The 12,755-nt window shown below is 50.1% G+C and carries 10 protein-coding genes and 1 pseudogene; 9 read left to right on the forward strand and 2 right to left on the reverse strand.

Going from position 1 to position 12,755, the window contains the following annotated elements; genetic code table 11:
- The first annotated feature begins 222 nt into the window (after positions 1-222).
- Positions 223-1,218: a threonine-phosphate decarboxylase gene (locus AYK67_RS16010; RefSeq protein ID WP_068089223.1), complete on the forward strand. Its 996-nt coding sequence runs from the start codon at positions 223-225 to the stop codon at positions 1,216-1,218.
- A 2-nt stretch (positions 1,219-1,220) separates the two neighbouring features.
- The gene (gene cbiB / locus AYK67_RS16015; RefSeq protein WP_068089226.1) at positions 1,221-2,201 is read left to right on the forward strand and encodes an adenosylcobinamide-phosphate synthase CbiB; all 981 of its coding nucleotides are present in this window, start codon (positions 1,221-1,223) and stop codon (positions 2,199-2,201) included.
- A gap of 53 nt (positions 2,202-2,254) precedes the next feature.
- On the opposite strand, the gene recG is transcribed toward cbiB, so the two are convergent.
- Positions 2,255-4,357: an ATP-dependent DNA helicase RecG gene (gene recG, locus AYK67_RS16020; protein WP_068089229.1), complete on the reverse strand. Its 2,103-nt coding sequence runs from the start codon at positions 4,355-4,357 to the stop codon at positions 2,255-2,257.
- A 224-nt stretch (positions 4,358-4,581) separates the two neighbouring features.
- Here recG and AYK67_RS16025 point away from each other — a divergent pair, with 224 nt between their 5' ends.
- From AYK67_RS16025 to AYK67_RS16050, 7 genes and pseudogenes are all read left to right on the forward strand, one after another.
- Positions 4,582-4,872: an FAD assembly factor SdhE gene (locus tag AYK67_RS16025; protein ID WP_208976324.1), complete on the forward strand. Its 291-nt coding sequence runs from the start codon at positions 4,582-4,584 to the stop codon at positions 4,870-4,872.
- Between the two features lie 259 nt (positions 4,873-5,131).
- On the forward strand, positions 5,132-8,617 hold the full coding sequence (mfd, locus tag AYK67_RS16030) for a transcription-repair coupling factor (RefSeq protein ID WP_068089235.1): 3,486 nt from the start codon (positions 5,132-5,134) through the stop codon (positions 8,615-8,617).
- 491 nt (positions 8,618-9,108) lie between these two features.
- On the forward strand, positions 9,109-9,501 hold the full coding sequence (locus AYK67_RS17815; RefSeq protein ID WP_420800610.1) for a polymorphic toxin-type HINT domain-containing protein: 393 nt from the start codon (positions 9,109-9,111) through the stop codon (positions 9,499-9,501).
- A gap of 180 nt (positions 9,502-9,681) precedes the next feature.
- Positions 9,682-10,182, forward strand: a complete 501-nt coding sequence (locus AYK67_RS16040) for a hypothetical protein (RefSeq protein ID WP_156453196.1) — start codon at positions 9,682-9,684, stop codon at positions 10,180-10,182.
- A 90-nt stretch (positions 10,183-10,272) separates the two neighbouring features.
- Positions 10,273-10,590: a hypothetical protein gene (locus AYK67_RS16045; RefSeq protein WP_068089242.1), complete on the forward strand. Its 318-nt coding sequence runs from the start codon at positions 10,273-10,275 to the stop codon at positions 10,588-10,590.
- Between the two features lie 81 nt (positions 10,591-10,671).
- Positions 10,672-10,863, forward strand: a pseudogene (locus AYK67_RS17010) (IS6 family transposase); the annotation flags it as partial.
- Positions 10,864-10,998: 135 nt separating this feature from the next.
- Positions 10,999-11,397, forward strand: a complete 399-nt coding sequence (locus AYK67_RS16050) for a hypothetical protein (RefSeq protein WP_068089244.1) — start codon at positions 10,999-11,001, stop codon at positions 11,395-11,397.
- A gap of 230 nt (positions 11,398-11,627) precedes the next feature.
- On the opposite strand, the gene AYK67_RS16055 is transcribed toward AYK67_RS16050, so the two are convergent.
- The gene (locus AYK67_RS16055; RefSeq protein WP_068089247.1) at positions 11,628-12,605 is read right to left on the reverse strand and encodes a permease; all 978 of its coding nucleotides are present in this window, start codon (positions 12,603-12,605) and stop codon (positions 11,628-11,630) included.
- Positions 12,606-12,755: the final 150 nt, after the last annotated feature.

Consider the following 12,755-nt stretch of genomic DNA (forward strand, 5'->3'; position numbering starts at 1 on the left):
CTAAGGCGTAATCCTATCAAAGGCCAGCCCTTGAATAAAAATATGGCATTAATGATGGAACATATACAGAACAATCATGGCTTGGCAAGGCAGAAACGGTAAGATGTATTTTGTGCCCTGAAAACTCAGTGAAAATGGTGTAATAGGGCATATCTTTATCGAGATTCAGCCGGACACTTGGCAGTAAATCTCTTAATACTCTGGAGATTCACGGGTTTGCTCATGCTACATGGTGGTGATTTAAAACAGGCGATTGAGGTGTATGGCGGGGATTTTGAGGATTGGCTGGATCTTTCTACCGGTATCAATCCGTTTTCCTATCCTATTGACGGGGTGGCGGAGGCTGCAAGCTGGCAACGGCTTCCCGCGGATGGTGCACTTGCCGAATTAATCGAGACAGCCAAATCAACCTATGAAATCAGCCCGGGAACAAGTGTGGTTGCAGCAGCTGGTACGCAAACAGTTATACAGCTTTTACCGCTGTTGTTTGCGGGGTTCGAGCGGGTTGAGATTGTGGGCCCCACGTATGGCAGTTATGCAGATGCTTGGCAGTTATTTGGAAAAAAAGCTCATCTTATCAATGAATTAAAAATGCCCGAAACACCCAACTGCCTGCAGATACTTGTGAACCCGAACAATCCGGATGGCCGCTTGTACCGGGCCGAGGATATTCTTCACCATGTGGATGGGTTGGCACAACGCGGTTCGGCGCTTTTGGTGGATGAGGCTTATGGCGAGTTGATGCCCAGTGCCAGTATCGGGACCTATTTGAACGGCTATAATAACCTTTATTTGTTGAAATCATTCGGTAAATTTTTTGGTCTGGCTGGTTTGCGGCTTGGATTCTTTTGTGGTCCGGTAGACATTTGCCGCGTCTTAAAGGGGCTTCTCGGGTGTTGGGCGGTTTCTGGTCCTGCCATTGCCATCGGGCATAAGGCGCTTGCCGATTTGCGCTGGCAGCGAGAAATGCGAGAGCAACTACACGGATTATCACAATTGCAGGAAAATGTTATCAAACGGCAATCAATTGAGATTATTGGGGGAACTGAACTGTATCAGCTTATCAGGGTGCGGGAGGGGGCAAAGTTGCACGCCCATTTAGCTGAATACAAAATTTGGTCGCGGATTTTTGATTATGATGCAACTTGGCTGAGATTGGGATTATGCCGCAATTCAAATGAATTGGATCGGCTTGAACATGCTTTGAAGATGTTTTGAATATGGAACTATATATACCACAGGATGTGGGGATAACGGCTGTGTGCCTGATGGCCGTTGTGTTGGATGCGCTCATGGGGGAACCGTCGTTTTTATGGTCGCGTCTACCGCACCCGGTTGTTTTGATCGGGCGGTTTATTGAATGGCTTGAAAGGTTATTGAACCATCGGCCGCAAATGGCGGTTTTTGGTCGATTTACCGGCCTGGTGTTTTTAGGGCTACTGGTTGGCTTAGCCTACGCTCTTGCTGTGGGTATTGCTTTCATTGGTACGCAGTTGCCCTATGGTTTTTTACTGGAAGTGTTTGTGGGCGCTATATTTTTAGCGCAGCGCAGTTTGTTTGAGCATGTGGCGGCGGTGCGCGATGCGCTGCGTGGTACGAACATAGCATTGGCGCGGGCCAAGCTTGGTATGATTGTGGGGCGTGATACCAGTGTGCTGGACGAAGCAGGGATGAGCCGGGCGGCAATCGAATCTTGCGCGGAAAATTATTCTGACGGTTTTGTGGCGCCGCTCTTTTGGTTTCTTGTACTGGGTCTGCCCGGCTTGCTGGTTTATAAGGCCATTAACACTGCCGACAGCATGGTCGGGCATAAAACCCCGCGGTATCGTTATTTCGGCTGGGCTTCGGCCCGTCTTGATGACTTGGTGAACCTGCCAGCCTCGCGCATTACGGGCGTGCTGTTTTGTATTTGTGCCCCGGCTGCGGGCGGGGATACTTTTGCAAGTTTGCACTGTATGTGGCGCGATGCGCCTAAACACCGCTCGCCAAATGCGGGCTGGCCGGAAGCGGCCATGGCGCGGGTTTTAGGGTTGGCATTGGCCGGGCCTCGACAATACGAGGGGTATTCGGTGGATGACCCTTACATGAATAGTGCGGGGACAACTCTGGCAAGGGGAGAAGATATCACCCGCGCCTTACACGTGGTTTTGTTATCAGGTATTGTTATCACAGCCGTTCTGACGTTGTTTATTATGGCTTAAATGCACTTGGTATTTGCAGGATAACGCTGGGTAAAACGTGCTGTTTGTTGGTGCTATCCTGCCCGTAGCAGCTGGATTGCTTCATCTCTGGCAAATAGATAGAGCAAATAGCGCAGGGCCTGTCCGCGTTCGCTGGCAAGGTTAGGATCTTGCGTTAAAATGAGGCGTGCATCATCACGGGCGACTTCCATAAGTTGGCTGTGGTGTTCTAAATCGGCCAGTTTAAACCCCGGTGTCCCTGATTGTCTGGTGCCGAGGAGTTCTCCTTCACCGCGTAGCTTAAGGTCTTCTTCGGCAATGAGAAAACCGTCATTGGTTTGGCGTAGAATGTTTATACGCGCGGCACTGGTTTCGGTTAGGGGAGACTTATAGAGCAATACACAGGTGGAGGCTTGGCTGCCACGGCCCACACGGCCACGCAACTGGTGTAACTGGGCCAGGCCGAAACGCTCGGCATGTTCGATAACAATGATGGTGGCGTCCGGGACATCAACTCCCACTTCAATGACTGTGGTGGCCACCAAAACGCGGGCACTTCCGGTTTTAAAGGCATGCATGGCGGCTTCTTTTTCGTCGGCCTTTTGCTTGCCATGGACGAGAGCGACCACATCGCCCAACGCATGTTGTAAATCGGTAAAGCGTTCTTGCGCAGCGGCAAGGTCGATTTTTTCCGATTCTTCAACCAAGGGACAAACCCAGTATACCTTTTGTCCTTTTGATATAACTGACTGTATTCGCTCGACAATTTCTCCTATGCGATCAAGAGAGATACTGACGGTTTTAATGGGTAGACGGCCTGCCGGTTTGCCGGTAAGGCGCGAGACGTCCATATCGCCGAAATACGAGAGCACCAGTGTGCGCGGGATGGGGGTGGCGGTCATGACCAGCACGTCGACGCCGCGTCCCTTTTGCGAGAGGGCGAGGCGCTGGTGAACACCGAAGCGGTGCTGCTCGTCGACCACGACCAGAGCCAGATTTGTAAAGTTTACCGTGCTTTGAAAAAGTGCGTGGGTGCCGATGATAAGGTCGATCTCGCCATCTTCAAGTGCTTGTGTTATCTCGCGTTTTGTCTTTGCGGTATCTTTTCCTGAGAGCACGGCAAGGCGAATGCCTGCTGCGTCGCACAATGGTTTTACTGAGGCATAGTGCTGGCGGGCGAGAATATCGGTGGGGGCCATGAGAGCGGCTTGAGCGCCGTCTTCGATGACTTGCGCCATGGCCATAAGGGCAACAATAGTTTTCCCCGCACCGACATCGCCTTGCAGCAGGCGCAACATTTTATTGGGCTGGGCAATATCATCGCTAATTTCCTGCAGGGCTTGCTCTTGTGCATCTGTGAGCTGGAATGGCAGTTTCTTGCGGATTTCTTGGCGTAATCGGCCCGTGCCAGGACGGGATACGCCGTGATGTGTGCGGTGGGCATTGCGCACTAAAGCAAGGGCGAGCTGATTGGCCAAGAACTCATCATAGGCCAAGCGGGCGCGAGATTTCCCCTCTAAAGCGCCGTCCTGAGCGTTTTGCGGGCGGTGTAAAGCGTGGATAGCCCCATGAAATGACGGGAAACCCTGTTGGCTATGGAAGGTGCTGTCTTGCCACTCTGGCAGGGGGGGTAAAAGTGGCAAGGCTGCGCCCATGGCCTTTTGCAATACCTTGGGGGACAGACCTGCTGTCATGGGGTAGACAGGCTCTATCATCGGCAGGGTGGCGGCCTCTTGCAGGGTGACGATATAGTCGGGGTGCACCATTTGGGCACGCTCGTTAAACCATTCTACTTTACCGGAAACCAGCCGTTGTTCACCCTCTGGCAAGATGCGTTGCAGGTAGTCGTTGCGGGCATGGAAAAAGACCAGCTCGATGCTGCCCGTTTGATCGTGGGCTGCCACTTTGTAAGGGGCCTTGGAGCCTCTTGGTGCGGGACGGTGGTGGTTAATAACCAGCTCCAACGTGACCGTTGCGCCATCGGGTGCGCCTTTGATACCCGGGCGCAGGCGGCGGTCAATAATACTGGTGGGGGCGTGAAAGAGCAGATCGATAATACGGGCTTGCTGGCTTTGTGGTGCACCGAGCAAGTTTGATAGTAATTGCGCCAGTTTAGGGCCGATTCCTTGTAGGGTGGATACGGGGGTAAACAGGGGATCTAAACGGGACGGGCGCATGGCAACACTTTTTGTAATAGGACCGAAACAAGAACATTTACCTATTCTGTGCCATGGACACGATTTTTGTGCAAGCTGGGAGGATAAGTAACTGACAGAAGAGGTGGACACAGGTATACAGCCGCCACATGAAACTTGTCGTGCTCCAGCTGATTTTAGGTGCTTGGCAGCGGGGATAATTGTGTGGCAATGCATTTGCCTTAATGTTATGGGGGAGAGAAATTATGGATCAAAACGAGAACATTCAGTTGGAAAATCGTCGTAAGCGTATGATTTATCGTTGTGAACACCGGGGTATGAAGGAAATGGATTTGTTGCTCGGTAGCTATGCGCGCGCGCATATTCCGCAAATGGACGGGGGACAACTGGATGCGTTTGAAGCGTTTATGAGCTTGCAGGACCAGGATTTGTACGCCTGGTTTATTGGTAGTAAGCCGATACCGGCCGAGCATAATACACCATTGTTTCAACAGGTGTTGGCTTTCTACCGTGATCAGCTAAACGAAAAACTGTAGAAGCACATATTTACAATGCGTTAGCTGTGAAATTGAACCGCTTTGATAGAAACGTATGACTATGTGATGCAAAACGGTTCAATAAGTGGTGAGAGAAGGTTCATAAACAGTGCACTATGGCGTTCGTGATGCCCCCTTTGATTCTTGCGGTTTTGGTTTACATGTTTGTGGTCCGTTGTGAGGCTAAGCGAATGCTCGCATATGGGGGCAGACGCGGGCAATAATGAATAGAAATTTGGAAAAAATCAGGAACTAAGCTGTGTTTGAAAATCTGCGAAACAACCACGAGAATATTTCCATTTGCTCGGTACCCGATGGGGCTGAGGCCTTGGCACTTTCCAAACTGGTTGGTGAGCAGGACACAGGGGGAATTTGCTCGCTTTATATTGCCCGTGATGCGGCGCGGGTGGCCTCGATTAAAGAGGGGCTATCTTTCTTTGCACCTGATGTGAAGGTTATCGAGCTGCCGAGCTGGGATTGTTTGCCCTATGACCGGGTATCGCCCAACCCTTCTATCGTGGCGCGGCGGTTGGCCAGTTTACGTGCTTTGGCGCTGGGGGCAGATAAAAGCCGAAAAACGGTGGTGCTGACAACTATTAACGCGGCGCTACAACTTATGCCCACACGCGAATGGATTAAGACGCAATCACTGTTTATGGCACCGGGTAACCGCTTTGAACTCGACACTATTATCATGTGGCTGGAGAATAACGGTTATATGCGCACAACCACGGTGCGTGAAACCGGTGAATACGCGGTGCGCGGTGGCATTGTCGATTTATTTGCCCCGGGACGCAAAGAACCTGTACGCCTTGATTTTTTTGGCGATACGCTTGAATCAATCCGCACCTTTGAGCGTGAAAGCCAGCGGACACTGGCGCAAAAGAAATCGCTTACTCTTGTGCCCATGAGCGAGGTGGTGTTGGATAAGGCGAGCATCTCGCGGTTCCGGCGTAACTATGTGAGCCAGTTCGGGGCCGCTGGGCCGGACGATGTGTTGTACCACTCGATTTCCGAGGGGCGGCGCTATGCGGGTATGGAACACTGGTTGCCACTGTTTCATGAGGGGTTGGAAACCCTGTTCGACTATGTGGGCGATGTGCCGGTGCTGCTGGACCCGAATGTGGACGATGCTGCGAGCCAGCGGCTTGATCAGGTAACCGAGCATTTCAAGGCGCGTGAAGAGGGGCTGAGCAGTAAGGCTATTGCCTCGGGTGTGCCATATAAGCCGGTGCCGCCTGTGCAGCTTTATTATTCGCTTGAGGGTTTTAAGCTTCAGCTGGCAGATCGGGGCAGTGCGCGGCTAAGCCCGTTTGCGCAAGTGCCGGGAAGTGGCATGAATGCCGTGGACCTTGACGGGCGGGTGGGGCGTAACTTTGCCGCCGAGCGCAGCGCTGGAGACACCAACATTTTTGATGCGCTTATTGCCCATATCAAAGCGCTGGGCGCTGCTGGCAAGCGCGCGGTGGTGTGCTGCTGGAGTGAGGGCTCGCGCGATCGGCTCACACAGGTTCTTGCCGATCACGGTTTAAGCCAAACGGGATTTGCCGGCAATGCGCAGGAACTGGCGCAGGTGCCCGCTGGCTTGGCTGTGCTGGTGATTTTGGGCTTGGAGCAGGGCTTTGAAATCGATGGCACCGCCTTTATTGGCGAGCAGGATATTTTGGGAGACCGCTTGGTGCGCCAGCGGCGCAAGTCTGCCAAGGGGAAAAACGTGCTTACCGAGGCCTCGAGCCTTAGCCCCTATGACTTGGTGGTGCATGTGGAGCATGGCATTGGCCGGTTTATAGGGCTGAAGAGTATTGAGGCCATGGGCGCACCGCATGATTGCCTTGAATTGCAGTATGCGGGCTCGGACAAGCTGTACTTACCTGTCGAAAATATCGAGCTGTTAACCCGCTACGGTTCGGCTGACCAAGAAGCGCAGCTGGATAAGCTGGGCGGCGGCGCTTGGCAGGCGCGCAAGGCCAAGATGAAAAAGCGCATCTTGGAAATTGCCGATGGCTTGATAAAAACCGCTGCCGAACGGGCGCTGCGTACCGCCCCTGCGGTGAGTGTGCCGGACGGGGTTTATGACGAATTTGCTGCCCGTTTTGTTTATGACGAGACCGAAGACCAAATGACCGCCATCGATGCGGTGTTTGAGGATTTATCCTCCGGTCGCCCCATGGACCGCTTGGTGTGCGGTGATGTGGGCTTTGGTAAAACCGAGGTGGCGTTGCGGGCGGCGTTTTTGGCGGCGATGAGCGGGCGGCAAGTGGCTGTGGTGGTGCCGACAACCTTACTTTCTCGCCAGCACTACCGCACCTTTGCCGAGCGCTTTGCCGGTTTGCCTGTGAATGTGCGCCAAGCATCGCGCCTGGTGAGTTCCAAGGAGCTTGCGCAAACCAAGAAGGGGCTGAAAGACGGCAGCGTTGATATTGTGGTGGGCACCCATGCCTTGCTCGGTAAGGCCATTGGTTTTCGGGATTTGGGCCTGTTGATTATTGACGAGGAACAGCATTTTGGTGTGAAGCACAAGGAACGGCTGAAAGAGCTGAAAACGGATGTGCATGTGCTGACCCTTTCGGCAACGCCGATACCGCGCACCTTGCAGCTGGCGCTGACCGGTGTGCGCGAGCTTTCGCTCATTACCACCGCACCGGTGGACCGGCTGGCGGTGCGCACCTTTGTTTCGCCATTTGATTCCATGGTGGTGCGTGAAACCTTATTACGCGAGCATTATCGCGGTGGGCAGAGTTTTTATGTGTGCCCGCGGGTTTCCGACTTGGCTGAAGTAAAACGCTATTTGGAAGAAAATGTGCCGGAAGTGAAGGTGGTGGCGGCGCACGGGCAAATGCCGGCGGGCGAGCTGGACGATATTATGAACGCCTTTTACGAGGGCAAGTTTGATGTACTGCTGGCCACAACCATTGTGGAATCGGGCCTTGATATTCCCAATGCCAATACATTGATTGTGCATCGGGCGGATATGTTTGGCCTTGCGCAGCTTTACCAGATCCGGGGACGGGTGGGACGCTCTAAAACCCGCGCCTATGCTTTATTTACCACCCCGGCGAAAAAGGTGCTGACGGCACCGGCGGAGCGGCGGTTAAAGGTGCTGCAATCCCTAGAGAATTTGGGGGCCGGTTTCCAGCTGGCCAGCCACGACCTTGATATTCGCGGCGCGGGTAATTTGCTGGGCGATGAGCAATCGGGCCATATTAAAGAAGTGGGCTATGAGCTTTACCAGCAAATGCTGGAGGAAGCGGTGGCGCAACTGAAAAGTGGTGGTGTTGATTTTGAAGAGGAGCAATGGTCGCCGCAAATTACCGTGGGCACGCCGGTGTTGATACCGGAAAGCTATGTGCCGGATTTGCAGTTGCGGCTGGAGCTTTACCGTCGCTTGGCCGATTTGGGAGATGCGCAGGAGATTGATGGTTTCGGAGCCGAAATGATAGACCGTTTCGGGCCACTGCCGGAAGAGGTGACGCACCTTTTGAAGATTGTTTACATTAAATTGTTGTGCCGCCGCGCCAATGTGGAGAAGGTGGATGCCGGTGCCAAGGGAGTGGTGATTGCATTTCGCAATAACGAGTTTGCCAACCCGGCGGGCTTGGTGGGCTATATTGCCGAGCAAACCATTTTGGCGAAAATCCGCCCTGACCAGAAAATTGTTTTAACCCGCGATTGGCCAAGCGCTGATGACCGATTGAAGGGAACAGCGGCGATTTTGCTGAAACTGGCAAAGCTGGCGGGGCAGTAGAACGGTTTATCGCTGTTTGACGCTGTTGTGCGTTTGATTTGTCGCAGTCGCATTAATTGAGTTTGCAATAGCTCGGGCGTTAAAGGATGCTGGCTTTTAAGAATGCCGTGGTGGGGATGACCTGCCACGGTTTTTCTTTGGGTGGTTTGCGCATTGGTAGCTGAATTTGCATTTTGTAATAATGACAAAATATTCCATAACTAAATGAGTGATGTTGCTGAGGCGTTTAAAATGAGAGATGCTGTTGTCGCCGGTTTGGAAGCATCGAAAGGGGGAGGGCTTTGTGGCTATAGCAAGCTGGATACCTTCGCGCTGCCGATGATCAGCGCCATGACCGGGAATTTATCAGCAAAACCGGAGCAAATGGCTAACAGCAAATCAAAGCAACCGGCAATGTTCTTAGCAAGGTTAATGGCGTTTGGTCCGAGCATCACGACAACCAGATCCATCTGACACTGTTCTACCCGCAAGAACAGCAGACCTCCAAGATCATCACCACTCATGAGCACCCGTTTTTTGTAGCTCCAAACAAAGAGGGGTCCCAAACAGCGGGACAAGGCAAGTGGGTACCGGCGGCAGAGCTCAAAGTCGGCATGGACTTGCAAACCTGTAGCGGGACGCCCGTGCAGGTGCAAAAATGGGACCTGATCGAGAAGCCATTCACCGCGTGGAACATCGAGGTTGCACACTCCCACACGTATTACGTAACCGACCCGATCAATCCAAATGCACCACCAGTACTCGTGCATAATGCGTGCGACATCCGGTGGGGGCCAAATGCGCAAAAGAAATTTAAAAAACATGCTCAAGATATTTACTCAACAGCCCGGAAAACGGTGTTACAATCAATAAGGGTGATTGGGAAGCCGCTCGAAGATACATAAACGAGATCACGACCGGTTCTAATAGAAGAAATAAAGATCCATTTGAGTGGAACAAAGTGATGGTTAACAGCTACGTTCAGGGCGATTCCATTGTTCTTGCAAGAACTAATGGTGAATTTCTCACATTTTGGATGCAACAAGAGCATCACCTTTCGTAAAAAGCCATCTGGGACTAAATTAATGTCATCTAATAACTTTCAAAGTAAAAAAAGTAATCTTCTCAAAAATTACCTACTTGGATGCAAAAGCCTATCACTCGGAAAACTTGTAGCGAAGGGAGATGACTACCAATATGTAGTTGACAATTATCTTGCAATTAAAACTGAGCGTGGAATCTTGAATTTTTACATGAACGGTGCAAATCCACTTATTTGTACGGATCAAGATTATCTTTGCTACGATCACTTTAACTTGTATGGTCTATACGATGAGTTAACTCTGTCATTCATAGAAATTACAAGTGAAGCAAACATCAACAAAATTACAACTTGTTTCGCAGCCAATTATGATGAGTTTGTAGGATTTTCCATTGAATATGATAGCGGTATATTTCACATATTATTTTCAGGTGACGAAATATTTTTGACAAACAATAGAGAAAAGATATTTTCAACGTTTATTTCTAATGAGCTTAAGCACTTTAAGAGACATGATTTAGCTTACATAAGCCTGTCGGCATAATTGGTGTTCAACTTCACCTGTTTATGGATTTTGGTACAGCGTTCCGACCAACTAACGGTTTAGCTTATGTGTAAAGGTTGAAGTAATATTATGCATCCTAGAGATATTTTCACTTTAAACGAAATGCAAGCAATCAAAAGATGCATTGCCCTGTCTATTGAAGACGATTTGATTTTTCCAAATTGGGAATTTCAAATTTTGACTGGCGCAAGCTTGGAAGAAGCGCGATCAACTCTAAACCAATGGCCAGATGTTGAGCTTACTAAAGAAAGTGTAAGGCTTACAGTAAGAGGAATTTTAGTTAACCTTTTAGGTTATCCACATGGGAAAGAATCTCTAATATTATCTGAAACAGGATTGAAGTTAGATGATATTGAACGGCTGTTTGCTCAGCTGCCAAAAGAGTAGTTATCCTGAGCCACGGGCTCTGTTGCAAAAATCTATAGTAGCTGCGAAAGAGACATTACTCAATGCTGGTTTGGTGATTTAATGATTGCTCTCAAAGGCCGTTATTTCAGTGGTGGAGTCGTGTTGTGGGCGGTTCGCTGGTATTGCCGATAAGGCATCAGCTATAGTGACCTCGAGCAGATGATGGCAGAGTTCGGGGTTCGCGTTGACCATGCCATGATTTACAGATGGGTGCAGAGGTATGCTCCGGAGATAGAAAAGCGACTGCGTTGGTAATGGCGTCGCCCGGCCTCAAGCAGATCAGACCGGGGCAAGCACAGAGCGAATAGTCGTGGGTAGTGATAGTCGACGTTATTTTACAGGCACACACTACGGGAGTAATCTTGGAAAGCCATTTGTGAGGATCAAATGATCCAGTTCATTGAAGCTGCGCAGTGGAAAGCCCATTCGGCTACTGTTGGAAAAAAATATGTTGTTGATCTCAGGGGCTCTCAAAGCAAACAGGAGATTCTGAGGTCCATGGGCAAAATCCTCAAAGGTAAGGATAGCCCTCTCATAAACGGAAATAGCCTTGATGCATTAAACGATGTTATGAGCGATTGGTTCTGCGAAAATTGGGGCAAAGAAAAACAAATTTACATTATAGGATGGGAAGTCGTGGGAGAAATACATAGCGAGCTTCCTGTGATTTTAGCTGATATAGTGAATTCAGCTTTCTTCGGGGCTGTTTACGATAAGTGCTTGAGCGGGGATTCCTCTAGTGTTCCAGATGAAATCAATAATTTTAGTGTGTTCCTAGTTAATTAGATGCAAGATTCTGCAATCGCCCAAATCCGAAACGTTATTTCTCGTCCGGGAATGTTCCTGTTACAGGTTAACCCATTTAACATTAATAACTATAAACGTAACGTTAAATATATCTTTTGTAGTTAGCGTTGTTAGGCTTAGTGTCGCTGGTGCGGTTAGTGAATAGATTGCGTATCTGCAAAGGGGTGATTTATTGCAGATACGCTATTATAGCTGATCGGTCTTATTGGTTAGGCAAGTGCCATAAATGCATCCAGCAGGTAACCGCTGGCAATCGCCATGAAGAGAATAACCGCGACGAATGCATAAATGAGCTTGGACTTGAAGATGGACTTGAGCAGAATGACTTCTGTTAGTGAAGCGCCTGCGCTGCCGATAATCAGCGCCATGACGGCACCTAGACCCATGCCTTTACCCAGTAACGCAGCACTGATGGGGATGACCGCTTCGGCGCGGATATAGAGCGGGATGCCGATAACGGCGGCCACAGGAATAGCGAGCGGGTTGCTGGAGGATGCGTATTGGGCAATGATATCTGCTGGCAAATAGCCATAGATTACAGCGCCAATGGTAATGCCGAGTAGCAAATAGGGCAGCACTGCCTTGTAATCGGACCATGATTGTAGCCAAAAGCCCCAAAACTTACTTTGCTTCATAGAAGGTTTTGCAGGTGTGGCGCAGCTTTGGGCTTGATCGCCGCACGATGTTTGGGTGCCTTCTTGTGAGGGCGCTGGCTTCGCCGCACAACAGCTTTTGGCGCTATCGCTTTTTGCCTGAGGACGGACATAACGTTCAAAGCCGAGTTTTTCAAGAATATAGCCAGCGGCGATGGAAATAACCATTGCCGAGGTAAAGTACCACGCGGTAATGCCAAAACCGAATACTGCAGCAAAGAGCACGATGATAATGGGGTTTAAAAGGGGAGAGGCGAACAAAAACACCATCATTGTCCCGAAACTGGCTTTGGCACGAATAAGCCCTTTTAGGAACGGTATGGTCGAGCACGAGCAAAACGGTGTTATGGCACCTAAAAATGCAGCGACAATATACCCCCGGCCATTTTGCGAGGACAGCGTACGCTGAATTCTTTCAGGGGGGATGTAGTATTGCAGAACAACCACCAAGTAGCTGATGGCCAAAAACAACAGGGAAAGTTCGGTGAATAGAAAACCGAACATTTTGAGAGTGTCGAGGAGTTGTTGGGTCATTGATGATCACACTTTATTATCGTTATTTTGCGATGTATCGTACTAATACGATGAATATGTGATATGTCAAGAAGATTGTTTTTGTACGCGCTCATTGATCGATAAAGCCTATTTAGAAGAATAATAATAATAATAAATTCCATAACTAAA

Origin of the sequence: Polycladidibacter stylochi (assembly GCF_001562055.1) — a bacterium.
In the GTDB taxonomy this organism is placed as follows: domain Bacteria; phylum Pseudomonadota; class Alphaproteobacteria; order Rhizobiales; family Stappiaceae; genus Pseudovibrio; species Pseudovibrio stylochi.